The organism is Undibacterium parvum, assembly GCF_003955735.1.
In the GTDB taxonomy this organism is placed as follows: Bacteria; Pseudomonadota; Gammaproteobacteria; order Burkholderiales; family Burkholderiaceae_D; genus Undibacterium; species Undibacterium parvum.
Map to the genome: position 1 here is coordinate 4,512,275 of NZ_CP034464.1, position 21,907 is coordinate 4,534,181.

Below are 21,907 nucleotides of genomic sequence, written 5' to 3' on the forward strand. Positions count from 1 at the left end.
GTATTTCCAGTCATTTTTGTGATTACGACAGAGGGAAACGCGGGCCGAACAGTTCGCGCCGCGCCTTGAGCGCATCGCCGTTTTGCCCCTTACGGACATAGTCAATGGCAACGGTTGCCTGGCGACCGGCTTCCTTGAGAAGTGTTTGCGCGCGCTGCTTCCGTGCGCTGTCCATGCCGTCACTGATAGCAGGCCCAAGGCCAGCCGGATCGGGCCAGGTATCGACAACACGGTCAGCCAAGGTGGCGAACAATGCCTGAACTTCACGGTCGAATTGCCCGCCCCAGCCACCATGGAGACATTCCAGCGCCATGACTTCGAGAAGGAACGACGGCTTTACAGGCTTCTCACCGTGCTTAGGGTTGTTGTTCCAGTACTTGACCATGCGCACCAGACCTTTCCATTCCTTCGAATAGGCGTCGTGCGCGTTGACCGCTTTCTCCGCATGGATCTTGGGATTGGTCTTGATCCACTTCCCGGTATCCGTGCAGGGAATTTCAAAGTCGTCGCCGGCAGCGAACGCCGGCACGACGTCGATGCTCAAGATCCGGTGGTCCGTATTATCATCGAGGTCCGGCTTGACGCCAAAGTCGATGTTCACCGACCGCCCCTGCTTGCGCATGGCAGATGCCCCGTATTTTTCGACCAGCGCATCATAGACGTCGCTGACAATCACCGAGGGGGCCTTGTCGCGGTAGTGCTTTTCCGAGGCCGCCAGGATGAAGAAGATGTCAATGTCCTTCAGCGGCTTGGTCTTGGTATGACGGGCATAGGAACCGGTCAGAAAATCGCGTTCAACGGCAAACTTGGTCGCGACGTATTCGCGCACCTCCTTGTGCCGCTGGCTGGCATTGGTTTGCTCACGGTCGGTAAGTTCAAGCCGCGATTTGAACTTGCGGAAGGCATCATTGACGGTCAGCATTATGCTTTTCTCCAGTACGCGGCTTGGGCACCTAGGCCATTGTGTTCGACGGTCGATCCAAGGCTTTGCTTGACCATGCCGGTCGTGGAGCGAAATTCCACAGGTCCCCAGCCTTGAACATCCGGGCGGCCCGGCTTCGTTTTGAGCAAGACATCGTATTTGGCTTCCGACGGCACCACGCCTGCCTTTTGGATGGCGTAGCGCAACTGGTCCGTGTCGGTGTAAAAAGTGCCTTCATCGGTGGACCAGTTATAGACGATATCAAGATCCCAGCGCACAACCAATGCCCCGGTGACAGGGTGGTAGATTTCCAGAATGACCTTTTCGAGATCCTGCGATGCGATCCATGTGCTCAACGCCAGCAGTTTGCTCTGCCAGGAATCGGTCAGTTCTTTGGGATTTAGTCCGCTAAGTCGGATGATGTCGCGGAAGCTTTTCAGGATGTTATCGGCGACATAGGTCACTGAGTGGGTGTAGGTATAGACGGAAACGGCGCTCATTTCATAAACCCTTCCACGTCAAGAACCAGGCTGGCGCCGCTTGCCGCAGGTATTTCGTTAGTCGTCAAGCCGCTCTCCATATCGCGCGCCGTGATTCTGGCCGAGTGCTCGGCCAGGGCACTGACCACCCATGACAGTTCGTCCTTGTTGCACGGAATGGATATGCCCCAGTCGCCATTGAGGGCATCAAAGCCAAGCGCACTTTCCTGTGCGTCGGATCCCTCCAGCGCATCATCGTCATATAAACAGTAAATGCGCGTCCGGGGACCGTCGCAAGTGACGATGATTGGCGCCGACCGGGGGCATTGGTCGGCGATACAGCTGGCGGCCACGCCAGCGACTGCGACCAAGGCTTTTCTGGCCTCGGTGGACTTGCCGCCAGTCAGCAATTCCACAATCGCCATCCAGGTGTCATGGGTGTTGCGAAAAGGGCTACTCTGGAACGTCCTGCGGATAACGGTCGTCATTACAGACCTCCGCTTTTGCGGTTCATCTTGGCCTGAGTTGCCGCTGCGACGATGTCATCGGTGCTGACGAGGTTCGGATTGAGCGCTGTTTCTTTGCGCTGCGCCAGGGCACTCACCACCACTTTGCGGATGGTGCGGCCATCGAGTCCTTCACATGCGGTGGCGCAGGCGCCGAACTCCGGCATAGACGAAAGCTTGCCAATGTTAGGGAATGTCCCAGCCAGGCCGGACAGGCAATCCGCCAAAATCTTGCGGCAGGCATCTGCGTCAGGGAGAGGGATCTGCAGGACCAGATCACAGCGTGAGGTGAATGCGGCGTCCACCGCTTGCGGGAAGTTGCTGGTCGCCACGAACAGGAGATTAGGAAAACGCTCGGCGAGCGTATCTAGCTGCACCAATACAGCATCAGTTGCACGATGTACATCAACTGGATTGGCATCCATGCTCAGTTTCGCACGGTCGGCTGCAAGCGTTTCCACCTCGTCCAGCAGAACGATAGTTGGACCCAGAGCGGCTGCTTCGGCGATTGTCTGCGAGAAGAGTTCGGACACTGCCCGTTGTGTCTTGCCCATTGCAGAACTGGTCAGAGCATGCGGGTCGACCTGCAGCAAGCGCATTTTCTGGCCCTTAAGAAGCTCAGCAATACGGTTTGCAAGGCCTTTGGCCAGCGACGTTTTTCCGGTGCCGGGCGGCCCAACCAACAGAAGGACACCATGAAGGGGCAGGACACTGCGCGACACCTTCGGGCGGATCGTGAAATTAAGTATGGCCTGCGATACAAGCCGCTCCTTAATTTCAGAAGCAAGGATAATGGAGTCCCACAGATGACCAAGATCGGCGTTGGGCAGAGCTATATCGGAATGAATACCTTTTGGTAAATCCGCATCTTTCACTATGGTAAATTGAGTCATAAATTCGCGCTTTCGTAAAAAAGTACTACGCACGGATGACTTGCCCATTTTCCCCTGTATACGGCGTTCAAACACCAGAACACACCTTTGAACTTGGTCTCGCCATCTTTGAACTGGCTGGCCGTTAATGCAAGATTATCTTGAAAATGTTTAAAGCGATTAATGACGTAGCGCCATTTCTCCGGCTCGGACTGTGAAGCTGTAAGGTCAGTCCATGCATCAAGCAAGGTATTTCTTGGCGGTGGAGCCATCGCCAGATCAAGCATCTCTTGAGTAAAGATACTTGAAAGATTCGGTGCCGCAGCGTGATTCATTGATGCATTTAGCAACCCCGCAAGCTTATTCGGACTATTTTGATTCACGATGACTCCCATCATGGCAATTCGATGTATTGGCCGCAATAATATCGTTTGAGACACTATATTTAGTATCGACCAACTATATATAGTGAATATTACCTATTTAATGCTAAATATGGCACTGTATAAATATACACCTAAATTATAAAAAGGGCGAATAATAAGTTATTGATTGAGTGTTGCCGCTCCAATAAACTTGTAAAATTAAAATTATTTACGTCGCAATAGCATTCCTGCTGCATTCTCTTCAAACTGCCCAGCCTCTTCGATATAGCCTTGAACTGTCCCATCATGACGCCAGCCACCTTGCCGTTTAATGTCTTTAAAATCAGCGCCGGCACGATAGGCGCTGGTGGCCATGCCTCGGCGCAGACTATGACTGCTTAACTCTGGCATATAACCCAAACCGGCTTTCTTGGCGCAACTGGATAGAATAGTGTTGATGCTGCTTGGATGGAGCGCAACGCTGCCCACTTCATTCCATTTAGTGACGGTTCTGAAGAGTGACCCGGAGTCGATCTTGGCGGCTTCGAGCCAGGTACGCAATGCCGTGACTGGACAACACACCTCCTCACCATAAGGGATGGCCTTAGTAATTCCTTCACCTCGCTGATCTGTCTTTGAGCGTGGAAGCGTAATAACGATGCCCTCTGTCTCCCACGCGACATGCTCCACGTGCAGGGCCACAATTTCACTCCGGCGATATCCACCAAAATAACCCAGCTGTAGCAAGGCGTTGTCACGCTTAGCCAGAAGAGTATTGAGGTTTAGTAGATTGTCCACAATCCGTTCCAGATCCTCTACAGGTAGCGCCTTCGCTTTCTTTTTTGGTTTTCCATGTACGCGTTCAATGCCGATCAAAGTCTTACGTACGGTTGAACTGGCAGTAGGATCGGCGAAGCCTTGATGAACATGCCATTGCGAGAGCGCGGTCAATCGTAACGCCAGTGTCCTGGGATTTAACGTATTTGCGAAGGCCAGTAGATACCGGATCGTCATGGGCTCATCACCAGGCAATACGCCTCCCCAGGTCAAATAGTGTTGGATAGCTGAGCGATACGTGCGACGGGTATTGTCCGAGGTGGCCGCAGTTAAAAAAGCCTGGTGTTGCGCCATGAGATCGACGTTGGTGAGTGTACTAGCATTACCCACCAGTACCGGCGTAAGGAGACTTGCTGAACTGTCACCATTTTGAGGTGGAATGTCGTCAATCATGATTTAACGCTCAAATTGGTTGTTTGTATCGAAGATTACGCAGCATAGCATTTCTGCGCTTATCATGACACGCGATAATTTAGTTTATCGAAACTAAAATATTTAATTTAATAAAATTTACAATATCGTTATTTAACGTTATATTACGTAATACGTTTTACATTACTTTATTTGAGGCAGACTATGGCACGTGCTGGCATACTTTATTCTGATGTCGCTAAAGCTGCATCCCAATTGGCTGATAGCGGCAAATCGCCTACGGTCGATACTGTCCGGGATGCGATGGGCAATACCGGTAGTAAAAGCACGATTGCACCTATGCTAAAACGCTGGAAAGCTGAGCACCAAGAGACGATGACAGCCTCCGATTCCGGTATTCCGACATCGCTTTTGGTGGCAGTAAAAAGCCTGTATGAGCACCTACAAATCGAAACTGGAAAAAAAATAATACAGGCGCAGCAACACCATCAAACAGAGCTGCAAACGGTGCGTTGCCATGAACAGCAATTGCATGATGAAAACGCCCTACTGAGCCAAGAGAAGGCTGCAATCGCGGCCGAGCTGAAAGCAAGTCAACAAACACTTACCAAGCTGCAAAAAGAACAGCAGTCACTGAATATGACCCTAGTTGCAAGAGAGAGCGACACCTCGGGGCTGCAGCTGCGTTTAATGGACAGAGCGGCCGAAGTGGCCACGCTTAATCAGCAGCTGACCCTCACCCGCGCTCAATTTGATCATTATCAGGAGGCGACGGCCACACAAAGAGTCGAAGAAAAACAGGCCTACGAACAGCGCATTGCGCGCTTAGAACAAGAACTGACAGGTGCTCAACAGCGATTATTGGGACAGCAAACGACGATTGCGCACCAGGAGGCACAAATTTCACACCTGAGTGTAGAGAATGTGCGCCTCCTGGAGTCGTCTCTCGCAAATCTAGACGAACTCGGCTACATGCGATCGGAAAAAGACCAATTAAGCCATCAACAAAAAGATCTTTTGTTGTCGAATCAAACTCTCATGAGTAAATTAGATGTGTCGCAACGGAGTTTGACCGAGTCGCGTATGACGATGGCAGCGCAAGAAGCGCAGAATGCACAGCTGTTGGAGCGACTTGCTCAGTCCGATTCCAAATTGGAAAAGCTTGATCAAGAAAGAATTATCCTGATCCAGGAACGGGCGGAACTGCAAGCACAAGCCACTAAACGGAAGGATACGAATATATCCTCCAAAAATTAATCACCATAAAGGATAGGACTATACATGTTTACCAGAGCATCATCAGTATGGTTGCGATCCTTAAGAAGTTACGTGTTTTTTCTAATTCTGTTCAATATCTTATGGGAGTTTTTGCAACTTCCCCTTTATACAATCTGGACGCATGAAAATTATCAAGAAATAGTTTATATGGTCTTGCATTGCACTGCAGGGGACGCAATGATAGGTACTCTTAGCCTGGTGTTGTCATTGATTTTCGCGGGAACCGAAACTTGGCCGTATGGTCGGTTTAGAGAAGTGGCCATCAGTACCATCTTGCTTGGCGTTGGTTATACTGTCTTTAGCGAATGGCACAATACTACCGTAACCCATAATTGGGCTTATACGTCAGCGATGCCTACATTTTTTGGCATCGGTTTAGCGCCACTGGGGCAATGGATAGTCATACCAAGTGTTTCTTTTTGGCGGATACATCGGCGATTACATACGGAGCAATAAGTTATCTCTAGTTATTCGGGCAACCGAAGGGCCGCACATAAAGCCTCTAGGTTGTCTGAATACAGTTTCGCGCGCGAAATCTCCTGAAAAAAATTGAAATCAACTTATTAATAACTTGAAACTCAATTGATGAAACCAATTATCGCTCTGGACGCAGATGGTGTTCTCCTCGATTATCACCAGTCTTATAGACTTGCCTGGCATCGCGCATTTGGTGTTCTGCCAGCAATACGCGACCCTTTGGCTTATTGGCCGATTGATCGCTGGGAAGTACAAAGATTAGCCGGTGAAAAGTTAGATCAATTCCGGACATGCTTCGATCAAGAATTTTGGTCCACAATTCCTGCGATTTCTGGTGCGGTCGATGCGTGCATCAGGCTGCGTGATGCAGGCTTTGATCTAGTTTGCGTGAGTGCTGTCGAAGAAAAGCATAAATCAGCACGCCTACAAAACCTACGCGACTGCGGCTTTCCAATTGAATGTGTTGTTGCTACTGATAGCGCCAATAGTGGCATGAGCCCGAAAGCAGCCGCCTTAAAAGCGTTGCGACCGATTGCATTCGTCGATGATTTTTTGCCGTATTTGCGTGGCATACCAAGTGAGATCCACGCTGCACTTGTTCTTCGTGAACCCAACGGCAGCCCAAACGTAGGGACTGAACAAAAATTGGCACACTCCATGCACGAAGATTTGGCGGGATTTGCGACTTGGTGGCTGGCTCGGGCCCCTTTGTAAGGTGATGCTGCCCGCTTGCCTCAAAATGACTGAAAGATATTGTTTGATAAACGTCAAGGAATAATAGACGCTACGCTGCCATTCAGCCAAGTGAATAGCCCAGCGCTTAATTTTGACTCACTCGACTACAGCCGAACTGACATGCATCAGTCGGTTTGCATCAAGTTTTTCCCGAAATGGTCGATAAGTTTGGCATCAGGCAATAATTTCCAAAATTGATCGAGGCTTTTGACATGACCGGTCTTCACAAAAAATGGTTCGACATGTTAGCCGCCGTTCGCACTGACGACGCGGATCGGATGTTGAAGTTGATACGGAAGGGGTTCGCCATTGAGAACTCGGATTCGCAAGGAATTACGGCACTTTCTCATGCCATCTATCAGCAGAAATATCGTGTCGTCGCAATTCTGCTGGCAAATGGTGCCGATATCAATACGTCAGATATCCTGGGATGGACCCCTTTGATGTGGGCTGCCTACAACGGAAGAGATGTGGCGTTGAGGATCGCGCTGGAGAGCGGTGCAGACCCTCATAAGGGCAACCAAAAAGGAGAAACGCCTTTATTCTGGGCCGTCTATAAAGGGCATCTTGCAGCGGTGGACATGCTCCTTGCTGTCGGCGCAGACCCTACTATGTATGACGCATCTGGACTCAATGCATTGGCAATATCGACCTTAACACAGCAACATCAATTGACTTCTCTGCTCCACGCATGTGCATCAGGTCGGCGCCAACTCAATGGGAGTGCATTCAAACTGCACTAGTAGGTTAATATTGCGCCCAATTTTCAATACTAGCCGTTCTATTAAAGTGTGGTGGCAGTAAAAACCAAACCTTCTAAAATTCCCTCGCAACCTTGTGAGGGAATTTTTTTGTCCAAATTTTAGATAATCCCACACTTTGCAAAATCAAGTAGATCATTATGCTGTGAATGTCAGTTGAAATCCCCCGAAGGCATGCTGACTTACTTGAAAACGCGCCAATTAATGAAAATACTATTTCGCGTCCTTTTTATTTTCTTGTGCACAGAGCTTTACGCACTGCATGTAGCTAGAGTCACATGCATTATACTTTTCGATTCTCAAATTCTTCGAATCATTTTTTTGTGTTTGCCGCGAATTGATGCGAGCCTGCATATCTTGTCCAGATTGGTTTCGCGAGTTTGAGTTTGATTCTGTAATAAAAGGATGCGTATCTGTTTGTAATTTTGCGTCCGCTGTTTTACGACATTCTTTTTTCTCTGATACACAAAGTATCTTGCATAAATTTTTTTCTTGAGCGCAAATAGAACCAGACGACAGTACTGAAAGCAACAACAAACATGTAGATATTTTCTTCATTATTTTCCTTATTCATAGCACAAAACTGAGACTGTAATTAATACAGTGGGGATTTTTGCAAAAATTGAATTGGATATCTCGATATGCCAGAGGTATCCGCGGTGGCTTTTCATAATTTGAGCCCAAAAAAATCCCCTCACTAGGTTGTGAAGGGATTTTAACAGAATAGTTTTTTACTAAACCAACACTTTAATAGAGCGGCTAGTTTTCAATATGGCGTATTTTTCAATAAGTCTTCCATATCCTTATAATGCCCACGTACGCGATCCACTGCAAAGTTGTACATTATTTGGTTTTCCATAAACTTAACTCGTTCGACATCCATATCGACCGTATTCCCATCAATATTGCCTTGTGCTGGCATCACATATTTTAATTCTACGGATCGAGGATCTTTCCCCATTCGCATTGCTTCGTTAATGTCAAAATCAACCGCTTTGTAGCCTGGCGTATCGGCATTGGCAATATTGGATGCCAGTACTTCCTGACGAAATGCCCTAAGTGTTAAAGCACGCTCGTGTACGCTATCTTCTTCCTCATTCTTAGCAACGGGTGGATTGACATGCGACAGAGACTCGGGATTTCGCGCATTGAACTGAGACGCGATTAATAACGGATGTTCATTAAAGTTATCCTTAAGCTTAAGCGGTGGTGTATTCGTACTAGTTGAGGACTGCCCATTAACTTTTGCTAATGCTTCCGCGAAAGCTTTTCCTGCAGGCGTAACCGATCTCAATTTGTCATTGGAATCAGAATTGATAGCAGTTGAAACGAGTGGCGAAGATTTTTCTATAGGATTCATTGCAGACTCTGTCAAATTAAGAACATCTAGTTTCTGACGCTGAAGAATTTTCTACTATCAATACGTAGTCTGTAGCGAACTTCCCAGCGTCGTAAGAAAATATCTCCTCAGTTATTCGATTTTGACCGCTGACTGAATATCGGTAGTAAATACCCAGCCGGGACCAGGCTTACCCGCTAGCGCAATAATGGCCACTATTTGATCAGCCAGATCATCCTCGCAGATCAACTCCAATTTTGTTTCTGCAACAACGGGTTCCGCCAGATCCAGTGAATAGCGCTGCTGTGCCGGATCAGCGCTAGTAAAAAGGCGCTGTACTGTGGAAACGGTCAGGTTGTAGCAACTGGTTCCATTGCTGATATCGCAAAAACCTGAATCGCGCAGCGCCTCGGTAACCGAATTGATACGGTGCGGATGGATGAATGCCTTAATTTGTTTCATGTGATTCTCCTTAAAAGAAATGCGCCGCCCACTACGAGCGGCGCATAGATTAGTCAGCAAGCTTTGCTTTAGCCTTGCGCTCTTTACGCTCTTCTACCCATTCATACAACAGGGGCAACAGCAACAAGGTCAATGCGGTCGAGGTGAACAAGCCACCGACTACGACTGTAGCGAGCGGTCTTTGCGTTTCCGCACCGACACCACTGGACAGCAACATAGGTACCAGTCCAAAGATCGCAATTGACGCCGTCATCAATACCGGACGCAAGCGTAACGCTGCGCCTTGCCGTACCGCCTCACGCACCGACATACCGCGCTCACGTTGTTCATTGAGAAACGTAACCAGCACAATGCCATTCAGCATCGCCACCCCGAACACGGCAATGAAACCAATCGCTGACGGCACCGACAGATACTGCCCTGTGATAAAGAGGCCGACGACACCGCCTATCGTTGCAAACGGCACGTTGGCGATAATTAGCGTGGCATAAGTGAGTGAATTGAAGGCGGTGTATAACAGAATAAAAATCAAACCGATAGTGAGCGGTACGATCACGAGCAGCTTGTTCATGGCACGCTGCTGGTTTTCAAAAGCGCCGCCCCATTCGATGACATAGCCTTCAGGCAGTTTCACCTGTTGGCGTATTTTTGCTTCAGCTTCCTTGACGAAGCTATCGATATCACGGCCTTGTACGTCCATCTGGATCACCGCATAACGCTGCAATTCCTCGCGCCGTATGAAGGAATATCCCTCATCAAGCTCGATGCTTGCCACATTACTGAGTGGGACTAGCGCGCCACTTTGCGAGCGGATCGGAATATTGCCGATGGATTGCACATTATTGCGGAACTCCGGTGCTAGCCAGGCCTGAATATCGAAACGCTTGGTGCCATCGATCAGTGTCGATACCGCTTTGCCGCCGATTCCAGTTTGTACGACTTCCAGAATTTCATCTGCATTGATACCGTAACGTGCTGCCGCGTCGCGGTTGACCTTGATCACCAATTGAGGCTTCCCCTTGTTCGCCTCCAGAGATAGGTCTGCCACACCCGGCACTTTGTCGAGCACCCCCTTCATTTGCTCTGACAGACGGTCTAGCGTGTTGAGGTCTTCGCCATACAATTTTAAAGCCAGAGTGGCACGCACGCCGGAAATCAACTCTTCGATGCGACTCTGAATAGGCTGGGTGGCGGCAATCACCGCTGTTGGCACAACAGTTTCTAGCTTCTGCTGCATTTCCTTTGCGAGGTCTGGAACCGAGATTTTTTTCGGCCACTCGCCTTGCGGCTTCAGGTTGACTAGTAACTCCATGTAGTTAACGTCCGCCGTTTCACCTTTTTCGGCACGACCTATCATCGCAATGGAGGACGTCGATTGCGGGAATTGTTTCAGCGCGTTTTCCAATTGCTGAGAAATTCGGATCGACTCTTCCAGCGATGTTGATGGGATGCTGGTGACCCGGAACAAAATTCCACCTTCCTGCAAGGTCGGCATGAATTCCTTACCTAGGAAAGGGATCAAGGCCAGCGCAGCGATCAACGTCACGATGGCACCTGTGATGACCTTTTTCTTGCTATCCAACGCCCAGTCCAGCAAGGGCAAATACAGTTTCTTCGCCCAGCGAACGACAAAGGTATCTTTCTCTTCCTTGGGCTTAAGGATCAAGGCGGACAAGACCGGCACCAAGGTCATGGTCAGCAACAGGGAGCCTATCATTGCGAAGGTGATGGTCAGCGCCATCGGCTTGAACATTTTGCCTTCCAGGCCTGTTAATGAAAACAAGGGCAGAAACACCACGATAATGATCAGGATCGCAAAGGCGACCGGGTTCATGACTTCTCGCGCAGCCTCCAGGATGACGTGTGTCTTATTGACCTTTTTGCCCGCCTGATGAGACAACAACCTAAAGCCGTTCTCCACCATCACCACAGCACCGTCCACCATCATACCAATGCCCACCGCCAGCCCGGCCAGAGACATCAGGTTCGCTGATAAGCCCCATTGCTGCATCAGCATGAAGCTGATCAGCATCGCCAGCGGCAAGGCCACGATCACGACAATCGCGGAACGGATCTCCCCCAGGAACAAGAACAGGATGATCGCCACCAGCACCGAACCTTCCACTAGCGCGCTTTCGGCTGTCTTGACCGCTTTGTCGACCAGGTCGGTGCGGTCATAGACCGGGTTGATCGTGATGCCCTTAGGTAGCGCCTGTTGAGCCACCTTGATCTTTTGTTTAACAGCTTCCACCACACCCTTGGCGTTTTCGCCAATACGTTGCAATGCCATGCCGAGTACGACCTCTTTACCATCCTTGGTGACAGCACCAAAACGCAGCGAGGGGGCTTCCTTGACTTCGGCCACGTCACGCACATAGACCGGTGTGCCTTCACGTGTAGCCAGCACGACGTTACCGATATCTTTGGCATTGGCCACCAGGCCAAGACCGCGCACCAGATATTGTTCCTGACCTATGTTCAGGTATTGGCCGCCGACTTGCCGGTTGTTTGCGGTCAAGGTTTCCATCACCGTTTTCAGGCTCAGGCCATACTTGATCAACTGGTTGGGATTGATCAGTACCTGATATTGTTTTTCATCGCCGCCCCAAGAAGTGACATCGTCCACACCGGGCGCGGTGCGCAGCTTAAGACGCACGTTCCAGTCCTGTAAAGTACGCAGGTCCATGGTCGACATTTTCTTATCAGCGGATTCTATGGTGTACCAAAAGACTTGCCCTAAACCTGAACTATTCGGCCCGACCGCAGGTTCACCATAGCCAGCGGGAATACGTTCCTTGGCTTCCAGGAGTTTTTCACCGACCAATCTTCTGGCGAAATAGATGTCGACATTATCCTTAAAGTTGACGCTGACGTAGGACAAGCCGAATAAGGATACCGACCGTATCGCTTCCACGCCGGCAAGACCGGCCATCGAAGTTTCAATCGGTGCGGTCAAGAGTTTTTCCACATCCTCGGCGGCAAGGCCTGGCGATTCTGTATAAATGTTCACCTGTATCGGTGTGACATCAGGAAAGGCATCGACGGGCAACTCCATCCAGGCTTTAGCGCCCAGCAAGATGACCAATAAAAAAATCACCAACACCAGAACTTTGTATCGGAGGGATAAATCCACTATTTTATTTAACATGGCGATGTCCCTTAATCCGCGCTGATCTGCGATTTCAACATCTTGGCTTTCAAGGCGTAAGCACCACTGGTCACCACCTTTTCACCGGGTGCTATGCCAGACTTGAGAATGACCTGGCCTTGCAATTTATCACCTAGCTCGACTGCGCGTGCCTCAAAGCCGTCTGCATCCTGGATAAACGCCGTAGGCTGTCCCTGCACCAGCACCACCGCTTGCTCAGGCAAGAGCAATGCCTTGCTGGTTCCCAACGTGGCAATCGCCGCAGTGGCAAACATTTCCAGCTTGAGCCTGCCATCAGTATTGGGTACCTCTACGCGTGCTTTGACTGTGCGTGACTCTTTATCCATGGAGCTGCTGATATAAGTGACCTTGCCTTTAAAGATCTCGCTTGCGTAGGCGGCAGTGGTAATCTGTGCCTCAGCGCCGATCTTGACTTTGCCTACATCTTTTTCGTACAAGTTGGTCTCGATCCAGACGTTGGATAAATCCGCGATACTGAACATTTCCTTCTCGGATTGCGCCAGTTCACCTAATACCGCTTTCTTTTCTATGACCGTACCGGCAAATGGTGCCGAGACCGCGAAGACAGAGGTGCCAGCTGAATCCTGTCTGCCAGCGATGCCAAGTATCTGCCGTTTCTCGCCAGCTGCACGCAACACCGCTTTGGCTTTCTCAAAATCGGCGCGCACGCGCAAATAGTCTTTCTGCGGAATGATTTGGTCGGCATACAGTTTTTCAGCGCGTTCCATGCCGGATTTTGCCAATGCATGTTCGGAGACCGCCTGCACGTAGGACGATTGGGCTTCGCCCACTTCAACGCTATCGACCAAAGCAAGCGCTTGGCCTTGCTTGACCTTGTCGCCCAGATTGGCCATGACTTGCGTCACTCTGCCGGCAACGCGGGGGGCGACCCGGGCCAATTTATCTTGATTAGCCTGAATCGTCGCCGTTACACTGATCTGTTCATGGAGTTCCTGTTCTTGCAACGGGGCGATGGTGATGCCTGCAGCCGCTATTTCTTCTTTAGACAGCTGTAGCCCAGGTTCTTTGGTATGGGCGGAAGCAGAGGCCACAGGTTTTTCTTTGGCTGGTTCAGCCTTTTTGGCTGCGTCGTCTTTTCCGCAGCCTGCGAGCAATAACAGAGATAAAAGTGGGGACAGGAGCAATACGCAACCACTGCGCGATTTGTTGGGGATCATAGATGTCATTTCGTTAGAATTGTTTTTAAAAAGGTAAAGAGACGCACTCATCGGGACGTCGAGGCTTCATTCCAACCTGCAGTCAGATGCAAAGAGAGACGAGTCAGTCGCCACTCGGTTTGCGCATCAATCAAGTCGCGTCTGCCATCAAGCACCTGGCGATTTACCACCAGCAATTGAAATAAGCCGATTTCGCCGGACTGCAAAGACTTGACCGATAAACGTTGATTTTCTTCCAGCGCGGGAAGTACGCTTTGTTGCAATGCATTGACCCGCAGCGTCAGGCTTTGGAGTTTTTGCCAGAGTGAGGTCACACTGCTGGCTGTATTGCGCGCAGAAGTTTCACGCTCGATTTGCGCCTGACTCAGTTCTGTTGCGGCACGTCCGATCCCTCCTGCATTATTGCGAAATAAGGGAAGTGGTAACGACACTGTTAAACTGGTCAGTCGTTCGCGGGCACTGGTCGCCCCCTCTCTGCCGGTCGTCACACCTACCGTTAGATCAGGGTAACGTGTTGCACGTTCCAGAGCGAGACGACTTTTTGCAGCCTGTTCACGGTAATCAAGCGCACGCAGTAAGGGGCGGTTTGTCGCACTCGATAATAATGTTTCTAGCGTATAGGTCGGTGTTGGGGCGCTGAGCGTGCCGACGACCCTAAGTAGCCCATTGCCAGGTAGTTGTAAGGTCTGCACCAGTTCGGTGCGCGCCTGGATTAACTGCTCTTCCAGGACGCCAATTTGGTTGCTGGCTCGCACGGCTTCCACGCTGGCGAGGTTACCATCGAGTCGGCTATCTTCACCTGCGGCAACGCGCTTTTTAACCGAGCTGGCAGTGTCTTCGATGATTTTAAGTGACTGACGTTCGGTCAAGATGCGTTCTTGCAGCGAGAGCACCTGGACAAAACGTTGCTCAACTTCGGCACGGATCTCACGACGGGTATCTTCGATTAACGCATCGAGCGCCTGCAGTTGTTGCTCAGTCGCTTTGCGGCGATAGCTTTGCTGCCCGGCGAGTTCAAAGGTTTGCTCAATACCGGTCGACCATTCCCGCCTATTTTCTGCGGACATGCCAGTCTGTGGCACCTCACGTCTTACTCTTTCTCCCGTTAACTTGGGATTGTTCCAGAGTAGCGAGCGGGCATCGCTCAGTTCGCCTTGTACGGTGCTAAGTTGCGCCTGGACTTGGCGCAACCTGGCATTACCATGTTCAGCGAGCTGCCAGGCTTGCTCTAGTGTGAGTGGTACCGCCGAGCTTGTATCAGCGACAGCGCTCATTGGGATGGAAACTACGGTTGTATTAGCTGTGCTGTCACTTGCCAGAGAAATGGCAGGGGTGACCAGCAGTGCCGCAATACTGAGCGGCAAGATCAAAAGACGCATCAAATTCTCCAAAGAAAAACATGGGGATATTTGGCGAGAGGTCGCGACAGCGCTTGCTGCGCTCAATATGAGAAGACAGTCCCGCCAGGCTTAGCTGATGCGGAGCCAGTTCGGTTTAGTCAGACTGTCGGGAATGTAGGACTGGTAGGTAAGCTGTGGGATTTCTGTATTATCTGAGACAGTTGGAAATAGGTAATCCAAGAATTGAACAGTCACGACGTTCGCATAAGAATGGTGACAAAAGTCGCAATCAATATCATTTGCACCAATCTTACTCTTACTCGATTGCTGTGGTTCAGGCGTAGCCTCGTGTTGATGATCATGATGCCCAAAATGTTGCGAGGCTTTGCCCGTTTCATGCATGCAATAGGTACTCGCCACCGCCCAGCCTAACTGGAAGGTGAATGCAAGAATCAGCATGAGAACGAATTTTTTGAGCATGACGCGAATTATATGCCTGAAAACGATTTTAATAATGAAGTCGGTATAAGGAAAGTGGCCGACATACTCATTTCAATTTACCTACTAGGCGCAAACCATTAAATACCACAAGCAAACTTGCACCCATATCGGCGAATACTGCCATCCACAGTGTGGCGATACCTATCACTGCCATGACCAAGAATATCAGTTTGATGCCCAAGGCCAGGGCAATATTTTGTTTCAAGATAGCTGCTGCACGTTGACTCAGACGAATGAACTGCGGAATTTTACGCAAATCGTCATCCATCAAAGCGACGTCGGCAGTTTCTAGCGCAGTGTCTGTACCAGCTGCGCCCATCGCAAATCCTATACTCGATTTTGCCAGTGCTGGCGCGTCATTAATGCCGTCACCCACCATGCCGACTGTGCCGTGTTTGCTGAGTTCATCGTTAATGACCGCCAATTTATCTTCTGGCAGTAAATTGCCCCTGGCATCGTCGATACCGACGCTGTTAGCGATCGCCTTGGCGGTGAGCTCATTGTCGCCGGTCAGCATAACGGTTCGGATACCGAGCTCATGCAATTCCAAGATGGCTTGGCGACTGCTTTCCCTTACGGTATCGGCGACAGCCACGAGTAATAAAGGCGTCTTGTCATCGCTGATAATGACGACGGTTTTACCATCCGCTTCGAGTCGATTTAAGGCCGTTTCTGTTTCTGGGGTGCAGATTTTTAATTCTTCAATCAGACGATGGTTACCCAAGTAATACCATTGCCCATTGATTTTACCTTTGACACCTCGTCCAGTAAGTGCTTCAAAATCGCTCACTTCTAATAGACCGTCGGTGGCTGGCTGCGTTTTCCAGTACGTGCTGAGTGCACCCGATACCGGATGATCCGATCGTCCGGCCAGACTTGCTGCAAGGTGCAAGCTTTTACTTTTCTCGCCATTCAGTGCAACCAATTCGGTCACGACAGGCTTACCTTGAGTAATCGTTCCAGTTTTATCTAAGGCAATGGATTTTAGCTTACGGCCTTCTTCCAGATAGACGCCACCCTTAATCAAAATACCGGCCTTGGCAGCAGCCGCTAAGCCACTCACCACGGTCACCGGAGTTGATACCACCAGTGCGCAGGGACAGGCGATCACCAATAAGACTAATGCTTTGTAAATCCATACCATCCAGGGAAGTCCTAATACAAGCGGTGGGACGAGCATGACGCCTAAGGCCAACAGAAATACGATGGGGGTGTAAATTTTTGCGAAACTATCGACGAAACGCTGGGTAGGCGCGCGGCTTCCTTGAGCTTCTTCAACCGCATGGATGATGCGCGACAAGGTTGAGTTGGTTTGTATTGCTGTCACCTTGTATTCAAATGAGCCAGTCTCATTGACAGTACCGGCGAATACTTTATCGCCTACTGCTTTGGCGACAGGGATACTCTCGCCTGTAATCGGCGCCTGATTAATCGACGATTGTCCTTTGGTGAGTTCGCCATCTAAGGGGATGCGTTCACCTGGCGCTACGCGTGCGATAGCACCTATAACAATGGAAGTTGCTTCGATATCTTTCCAGCTACCATCGTCTTGCAACACACTGGCTTTTTCGGGCGTCATCGCCATTAGTCCGCGAATCGCATTGCGGGCGCGATCCAAGCTCATCGCCTCTATCGTCTCCGACAAAGTAAATAACACCATCACCATGGCCGCTTCCGGCCATTGCCCGATGATCACGGCGCCACTCACTGCGATCGTCATCAAGGCATTGATGTTGAGATTGAAATTTTTGAGCGCGATCCAGCCCTTTTTGTAGGTGCTGGTACCGCTCACCGCAATGGCAAAAAGCGAGAATGCTATGACTGGCCAGGATTTGTCTGAGCCGGTGTTCCAGGCAATGACTTCAGCGAGTATGGCGGCAATTGCCCCCGACGCTAATAGCCACCATTTTTTTGCGGAGTTCAACGAGGGAGCTGCGTTTGACGATAGCGACTGTCCAGGTACGGCCTCAACGGGAACCGCTTGCATATCAATGGCGATCAAGGCTTGTTGAATAACATCGGCCTTGCCTAGCGTATGCGTGACCGTGAGTTTGCGTTGCATTAAGTTAAAATCCAATTTTTGGATACCTGGCATCTTGGATAATTTGTTGCGGATGAGCGCTTCTTCGGTCGGACAATCCATGTTTTGTATGGTGTACATGACAGTTGACGTACCGTCTGCCGTTGGCGCCGCTTGCTCGACTACGGGAGACATGTCCAATGCCGCGACTGCAGCGACAATAGTGGAGGCATCAGCGAGGGTATGGTGCACGGTTAAGCGTCGCTTCAATAAATTGAAGTCGAGACTGCTGACTCCTTCCATCTTTTCAAGCTTATTGCGAATCAGTGATTCTTCGGTTGGACAATCCATTTTATCGATACGAAGAGTCAAGACGCAAACTTCATTTAAAGCCGACGCAACATACGCAGCGATGCTTTGTGTGGATTCTACCTGCTTATGATCACAACAAGCATGCTTAGCCTGGTCTTTGTGTGGTGTCGTCATGAATGCTCCTCTAGGTGTATAGTTGACATTTAACACCCTGTAGCAGGTACAGAGTCAAGCACTATTTATTTAATAATGAAGGACAACGATGGAACTGAAAATTGGTGAACTGGCAAAACGTTCAGGCTGTTTGGTAGAAACTATCCGTTTCTATGAAAAAGAAGGTTTATTGCCGCAGACTGTACGTTCGCGTGGTAATTTTAGGTTGTATGGCGAAGGGCACGCAGAACGTTTGCAATTCATCCGGCATTGTCGTTCACTTGATATGACCTTGGATGAAATACGCGATTTATTGAAATTCAGGGACGCACCGCAAGACAATTGCTCTGAAGTGAATCTCTTGCTAGACAAGCATATCGGTCATGTCGCCGATCGCATTAAAGAGCTCAAGGCGTTAGAAAAACAATTAAAAAACTTACGCAGCCTTTGTCAGACGTCCGAGGCTGGCAAAGACTGTGGGATATTGCAAAATCTGGCGACAACAGAAGGATTCGAGGCAACAAATCTCGGTAGCCATGGCGGCGGCTGCCATTAAAGAAGCCACCGTATTCTCCAGTGAAATAACGCATTTATCCTATACGCTTTGTACCAAGACGTTGATTCAACATAAAACTGACGACAATGATAGCCAGTATTGCAACTTGCGATGCGATGCTTTGCATCGACGGATAAATGCCGAGAAAGTCGATGCGTGGCACCGGAATCGGTGTCACGTTGATCACGCCAGCCTCCTGTAATGCAGTAATACCTTTGCCGACTAAGACAAACGCCAATATGGCAACCAATGCTGAACTGACAGCGAAGAATTCACTGATTGGAAGTCTGGCCGAAGTTCTGAGTAATACCGCAGCAATCACTGCCAGAATGACGATTCCCACCAATAACCCTGCCAACAAATAGCCACCGTTACCGTCGCCCCATAGGGCAGCATAAAACAGTACGGTTTCAAACACTTCTCGGTACACTGTGACAAATGAAAGCAAAAACAACATCATGGCAGAGCGCTTGTTCAATGCAGAAGACAATTTCTCTTTAACGTACTGTTGCCAACGACCTGCTAGACTCTTCTGATGCATCCAGATACCAACACTGAGTAACACTACGGCAGCAAATAAGGAAGAATATCCTGCTGTCATTTCCCGGCTTGCGCCGCTAAACGTGACCAGATAGGTCGCCGCGATCCAAGTTAGCCCACCAGCAGCCAAAGCAGCGATCCAGCCCGCATGCACATATGGCAGCACGTCTTGACGCTCAGCTCTTTTCAGGAAAGCAACCATCGCCACCACTACCAGTAAGGCTTCAATCCCTTCGCGGAGCAATATGGTTAAGGCGCTGACCAAGGTGCTGATCGGATCGCTGCTACCCGATTGCAAGACTGTTTGCACTTGGCTCAATTGTGATGTCAGTTGCTGTTCAATCGCACGAGCTTCGTTGGCTCTACCCGCTGTCACCGCAGCACGAAAATCGCCCATGGTCTTTTCAACATCGTTGAACAGCTTTATATTTTTGACTTTTAGTGCCGGTTCAGCCGGTTCAAAACCATCCAGATAGGCGGAGATTGCCAAACGGGAAGCTTCAGGAATATTTCCATTATCCAATGCCGCCAAACTCTCCTTTAAGCGCGATTTCGACAACACGACTGAATCCGATTTTTCTTGCTCCAGGATTTGTGCATTACTCTTCAAATACGCCATCAGCTGATAAGCCTGATCAGGTGGCAAATTCTTCGATAATGCTGTTTCAGAGGTTTGACTCAAGATATTAAGGGACGGCAGAATGGCGTGTAAAGATGGATTGTCTTTCCATAACTTTTTGCCGGCCTCACGGTCGGTATCGGTGTAGGGAAGACCTGCTGCGAAGAAAGCAATAGCCCAGCGTTCATCGTCAGTGAGTTGTGCAAAAGATGGCATGGCAGTCCCTTTCACACCTTGGGATATGATCTGTTGCAAAGAAAATAGACTTCTTTCCTTGGCTCTATCATGCCCCGATAACGCGATCGGCGGTGGATTCAGACTCGCTGCCAACGGACCATCGCCACGCCCCAGGCCACCGTGGCAGTTTGCACATTGTGCCTGGAACAACTGTGCACCCAATGCCAAATCAGGTGCTCTGGATGGAGACATTGGAACCGGGTAAGCCGCCAATAGAGCCCCTGCTAATTCACGGGCCTGTGTAGAAACCGACGTTGCCACAGATTTATCTGCAATCAAGCTGCGTAACCGAGCCGCTTGCTGCAATAAATTCTGTTGCGCTGCGTCGGCTGGCAGTTCTGCAAGTTGTCGTTCTGCCGACAAAGCAAATTCCTGCATTTCGCCATACTCAGCATGACTGACGACTTTGCCCTCTTTGACGGCTGCACCATAATCGACCGCCAAATAGTCCAGTAATTGCCAGATTTGCTTGGTCTTGTCTTGTTGTTGCATGGTTTGCGCCGCTACGGGCGAGGCTGCGTACAGGAAACCCAACAGGATAAAAAAGAGAGTTCGTAGAATGGACATAGTGCTTACTTCAAAAAATGTCTTGCTGTTTGAGGTACTGGAATGAGAATCATTATACTTTAAATTAATGATGCAGCCTGCTTGACTGTCCATTTTAGTCAATGGTTAGATTTGTTTTGTGTGGCTTGAATTACGCTAGGCAAGCATCGACGATGCTGAATTCTCCGGCCTAATGCAAAAAACCAGTTAGTACAGCGCCGATCAGGAACACACCAAGTGCAGCGCGGTAAACAATAAATGGCCAAGCCGAAAAACGCTCCAGGAATCGCATCAATCCCCAGATAGCGACGAAAGCCGATACACTCGCCACCAGCAAGCCAAACGCGAGCAAGGACCATGCCTCGGCAGAAATATGCGCATGGTAAAGCACCCACAATTCTTTTAATCCAGCCAATGCGATCGCAGGTAAGCCCAACAGGAATGACAGCCTAGCAGCTTCTTCTCGCCTAAAATTGAGCGTCATTGCGGCGGTGAGCGTTGCTCCCGAGCGCGATACTCCAGGAATCAATGCGCCAATTTGGGCGATGCCGATGAGTAGAGCGTCCTTGAATCGGGCCTGCTCGACAGTTCGCTGATGTCTACAAGTGACTTCTGCTACAAGCAAGAGAATTGCCATCGTCAATGAAGCAACACCGATCACCAGTAAACTGCGCAAAGGGGAAGCGCACGAATTTAATACTGAGGAAAGAGCAACGCCTACAAGGCAGATTGGAATCGTCGCAATGATGATCGCTATCGCTAAACGAAACCACCTGTCGTTGAAGTCTCTACGCCCAATTGCGGCTACGCTGCCTGAGCTTACTGCAACGACATCGCGCCAAAAATAACTCATGACTGCCGCCAGAGCGGCAAGCTGCATCGCGGCAGAAAATGCCGAGCCAGGATCGCGCCATCCCAAAAGTGCTGGCACGACCCGCATATGTGCAGTAGACGAAATAGGCAGCAGCTCAGTGATACCTTGGATGATTCCTAGAATACCAACCTGTATGTAAGTCAATGAGGCGAAACCGATATCCAGACCGGCGCTGCAAGCATTTGTCAAAATTTTCTCCTTTTATTGGGCATTATTGCCGTTGGTAGAATCAACGCTGCATTATTTTAAAGTCTATAGCTGATATAGAGTCAAGGCTTATTTGATTGCGGCCATGTACATTATCGGCGAGAGTTCGATTGGTATCTGAGGCTGATATTTATATTTGAACCCGCGTTGGATTCTTCAGCTTTTAAAGCAATTTAACCGGACACTAGTGAGCCTCAATAAGTAATTCAAAGAGCAAGTAACTTGTTGTGTCATCCATCAGAGAAACTTT

20 protein-coding genes are annotated in these 21,907 nt (G+C 49.6%); 4 read left to right on the plus strand and 16 right to left on the minus strand.

The window, feature by feature from the left end; translation table 11 throughout:
• Positions 1 to 22 precede the first annotated feature (22 nt).
• From EJN92_RS19675 to EJN92_RS19700, 6 genes are all read right to left on the minus strand, one after another.
• Positions 23 to 922 (minus strand): CBASS oligonucleotide cyclase, encoded by a 900-nt coding sequence (locus EJN92_RS19675; protein WP_126129379.1) that lies wholly within the window; start codon positions 920 to 922, stop codon positions 23 to 25.
• The gene (locus EJN92_RS19680) at positions 922 to 1,422 is read right to left on the minus strand and encodes an HORMA domain containing protein (protein WP_126129380.1); all 501 of its coding nucleotides are present in this window, start codon (positions 1,420 to 1,422) and stop codon (positions 922 to 924) included. Before EJN92_RS19680 ends, EJN92_RS19675 begins: the two co-directional genes overlap by 1 nt.
• Complete coding sequence (locus EJN92_RS19685) at positions 1,419 to 1,889, minus strand: hypothetical protein (protein ID WP_126129381.1); 471 nt, start codon at positions 1,887 to 1,889, stop codon at positions 1,419 to 1,421. Before EJN92_RS19685 ends, EJN92_RS19680 begins: the two co-directional genes overlap by 4 nt.
• The gene (locus tag EJN92_RS19690; protein ID WP_126129382.1) at positions 1,889 to 2,800 is read right to left on the minus strand and encodes an AAA family ATPase; all 912 of its coding nucleotides are present in this window, start codon (positions 2,798 to 2,800) and stop codon (positions 1,889 to 1,891) included. The genes EJN92_RS19685 and EJN92_RS19690 overlap by 1 nt, the downstream gene beginning before the upstream one ends.
• Positions 2,797 to 3,162: a hypothetical protein gene (locus EJN92_RS19695; RefSeq protein ID WP_126129383.1), complete on the minus strand. Its 366-nt coding sequence runs from the start codon at positions 3,160 to 3,162 to the stop codon at positions 2,797 to 2,799. Before EJN92_RS19695 ends, EJN92_RS19690 begins: the two co-directional genes overlap by 4 nt.
• Before the next feature lie 207 nt (positions 3,163 to 3,369).
• Entirely contained in the window at positions 3,370 to 4,374 is a 1,005-nt protein-coding gene (locus EJN92_RS19700; protein WP_227869614.1) for a site-specific integrase, read from the minus strand.
• Positions 4,375 to 4,557: 183 nt separating this feature from the next.
• Here EJN92_RS19700 and EJN92_RS19705 point away from each other — a divergent pair, with 183 nt between their 5' ends.
• From EJN92_RS19705 to EJN92_RS19720, 3 genes are all read left to right on the plus strand, one after another.
• Entirely contained in the window at positions 4,558 to 5,610 is a 1,053-nt protein-coding gene (locus EJN92_RS19705; RefSeq protein WP_126129384.1) for a DNA-binding protein, read from the plus strand.
• A gap of 606 nt (positions 5,611 to 6,216) precedes the next feature.
• Entirely contained in the window at positions 6,217 to 6,822 is a 606-nt protein-coding gene (locus EJN92_RS19715) for an HAD family hydrolase (RefSeq protein WP_126129386.1), read from the plus strand.
• A 233-nt stretch (positions 6,823 to 7,055) separates the two neighbouring features.
• A complete protein-coding gene (locus EJN92_RS19720; RefSeq protein ID WP_126129387.1) occupies positions 7,056 to 7,586 on the plus strand; it encodes an ankyrin repeat domain-containing protein in 531 nt (176 codons plus the stop codon).
• A gap of 231 nt (positions 7,587 to 7,817) precedes the next feature.
• Here the strand turns inward: EJN92_RS19720 and EJN92_RS21650 are convergent, their stop codons facing one another.
• The 8 genes from EJN92_RS21650 to EJN92_RS19760 all read right to left on the minus strand — a co-directional run bounded on the left by EJN92_RS21650 (position 7,818) and on the right by EJN92_RS19760 (position 17,964).
• Positions 7,818 to 8,162 (minus strand): hypothetical protein, encoded by a 345-nt coding sequence (locus EJN92_RS21650; protein WP_126129388.1) that lies wholly within the window; start codon positions 8,160 to 8,162, stop codon positions 7,818 to 7,820.
• A gap of 208 nt (positions 8,163 to 8,370) precedes the next feature.
• Entirely contained in the window at positions 8,371 to 8,964 is a 594-nt protein-coding gene (locus EJN92_RS19730) for a flagellar basal body rod protein FlgB (protein ID WP_126129389.1), read from the minus strand.
• Between the two features lie 111 nt (positions 8,965 to 9,075).
• Entirely contained in the window at positions 9,076 to 9,405 is a 330-nt protein-coding gene (locus EJN92_RS19735) for a P-II family nitrogen regulator (protein WP_126129390.1), read from the minus strand.
• A 49-nt stretch (positions 9,406 to 9,454) separates the two neighbouring features.
• The gene (locus tag EJN92_RS19740; protein WP_126129391.1) at positions 9,455 to 12,553 is read right to left on the minus strand and encodes an efflux RND transporter permease subunit; all 3,099 of its coding nucleotides are present in this window, start codon (positions 12,551 to 12,553) and stop codon (positions 9,455 to 9,457) included.
• A gap of 11 nt (positions 12,554 to 12,564) precedes the next feature.
• A complete protein-coding gene (locus tag EJN92_RS19745) occupies positions 12,565 to 13,752 on the minus strand; it encodes an efflux RND transporter periplasmic adaptor subunit (protein ID WP_227869615.1) in 1,188 nt (395 codons plus the stop codon).
• A gap of 47 nt (positions 13,753 to 13,799) precedes the next feature.
• Complete coding sequence (locus tag EJN92_RS19750; protein ID WP_126129393.1) at positions 13,800 to 15,131, minus strand: TolC family protein; 1,332 nt, start codon at positions 15,129 to 15,131, stop codon at positions 13,800 to 13,802.
• A 90-nt stretch (positions 15,132 to 15,221) separates the two neighbouring features.
• Positions 15,222 to 15,572, minus strand: coding sequence for a hypothetical protein (locus EJN92_RS19755; RefSeq protein WP_126129394.1), 351 nt, complete (start codon positions 15,570 to 15,572; stop codon positions 15,222 to 15,224).
• A 67-nt stretch (positions 15,573 to 15,639) separates the two neighbouring features.
• A complete protein-coding gene (locus EJN92_RS19760; protein ID WP_265415627.1) occupies positions 15,640 to 17,964 on the minus strand; it encodes a heavy metal translocating P-type ATPase in 2,325 nt (774 codons plus the stop codon).
• Positions 17,965 to 18,187: 223 nt separating this feature from the next.
• On the opposite strand from EJN92_RS19760, the gene cadR reads away from it, so the two are divergent.
• Positions 18,188 to 18,634, plus strand: a complete 447-nt coding sequence (gene cadR / locus EJN92_RS19765; protein WP_126129396.1) for a Cd(II)/Pb(II)-responsive transcriptional regulator — start codon at positions 18,188 to 18,190, stop codon at positions 18,632 to 18,634.
• A gap of 34 nt (positions 18,635 to 18,668) precedes the next feature.
• Here cadR and EJN92_RS19770 read toward each other — a convergent pair whose 3' ends face one another.
• Both EJN92_RS19770 and EJN92_RS19775 read right to left on the minus strand, forming a co-directional pair.
• On the minus strand, positions 18,669 to 20,597 hold the full coding sequence (locus EJN92_RS19770; RefSeq protein ID WP_126129397.1) for a cytochrome c/FTR1 family iron permease: 1,929 nt from the start codon (positions 20,595 to 20,597) through the stop codon (positions 18,669 to 18,671).
• A gap of 169 nt (positions 20,598 to 20,766) precedes the next feature.
• A complete protein-coding gene (locus EJN92_RS19775; protein WP_126129398.1) occupies positions 20,767 to 21,639 on the minus strand; it encodes an undecaprenyl-diphosphate phosphatase in 873 nt (290 codons plus the stop codon).
• Positions 21,640 to 21,907: the final 268 nt, after the last annotated feature.

What these genes read in the sequence shown, in the direction of transcription:
- EJN92_RS19675 (WP_126129379.1), bottom strand. Translation starts at nt 922, where the DNA reads ATGCTGACCGTCAATGATGCCTTCCGCAAGTTCAAATCGCGGCTTGAA.
- EJN92_RS19680 (WP_126129380.1), bottom strand. Translation starts at nt 1,422, where the DNA reads ATGAGCGCCGTTTCCGTCTATACCTACACCCACTCAGTGACCTATGTC.
- EJN92_RS19685 (WP_126129381.1), bottom strand. Translation starts at nt 1,889, where the DNA reads ATGACGACCGTTATCCGCAGGACGTTCCAGAGTAGCCCTTTTCGCAAC.
- EJN92_RS19690 (WP_126129382.1), bottom strand. Translation starts at nt 2,800, where the DNA reads ATGACTCAATTTACCATAGTGAAAGATGCGGATTTACCAAAAGGTATT.
- EJN92_RS19700 (WP_227869614.1), bottom strand. Translation starts at nt 4,374, where the DNA reads ATGATTGACGACATTCCACCTCAAAATGGTGACAGTTCAGCAAGTCTC.
- EJN92_RS19705 (WP_126129384.1), top strand. Translation starts at nt 4,558, where the DNA reads ATGGCACGTGCTGGCATACTTTATTCTGATGTCGCTAAAGCTGCATCC.
- EJN92_RS19715 (WP_126129386.1), top strand. Translation starts at nt 6,217, where the DNA reads ATGAAACCAATTATCGCTCTGGACGCAGATGGTGTTCTCCTCGATTAT.
- EJN92_RS19720 (WP_126129387.1), top strand. Translation starts at nt 7,056, where the DNA reads ATGACCGGTCTTCACAAAAAATGGTTCGACATGTTAGCCGCCGTTCGC.
- EJN92_RS21650 (WP_126129388.1), bottom strand. Translation starts at nt 8,162, where the DNA reads ATGAAGAAAATATCTACATGTTTGTTGTTGCTTTCAGTACTGTCGTCT.
- EJN92_RS19730 (WP_126129389.1), bottom strand. Translation starts at nt 8,964, where the DNA reads ATGAATCCTATAGAAAAATCTTCGCCACTCGTTTCAACTGCTATCAAT.
- EJN92_RS19735 (WP_126129390.1), bottom strand. Translation starts at nt 9,405, where the DNA reads ATGAAACAAATTAAGGCATTCATCCATCCGCACCGTATCAATTCGGTT.
- EJN92_RS19740 (WP_126129391.1), bottom strand. Translation starts at nt 12,553, where the DNA reads ATGTTAAATAAAATAGTGGATTTATCCCTCCGATACAAAGTTCTGGTG.
- EJN92_RS19745 (WP_227869615.1), bottom strand. Translation starts at nt 13,752, where the DNA reads ATGATCCCCAACAAATCGCGCAGTGGTTGCGTATTGCTCCTGTCCCCA.
- EJN92_RS19750 (WP_126129393.1), bottom strand. Translation starts at nt 15,131, where the DNA reads ATGCGTCTTTTGATCTTGCCGCTCAGTATTGCGGCACTGCTGGTCACC.
- EJN92_RS19755 (WP_126129394.1), bottom strand. Translation starts at nt 15,572, where the DNA reads ATGCTCAAAAAATTCGTTCTCATGCTGATTCTTGCATTCACCTTCCAG.
- EJN92_RS19760 (WP_265415627.1), bottom strand. Translation starts at nt 17,964, where the DNA reads ATGGATTGTCCAACCGAAGAATCACTGATTCGCAATAAGCTTGAAAAG.
- cadR (WP_126129396.1), top strand. Translation starts at nt 18,188, where the DNA reads ATGGAACTGAAAATTGGTGAACTGGCAAAACGTTCAGGCTGTTTGGTA.
- EJN92_RS19770 (WP_126129397.1), bottom strand. Translation starts at nt 20,597, where the DNA reads ATGTCCATTCTACGAACTCTCTTTTTTATCCTGTTGGGTTTCCTGTAC.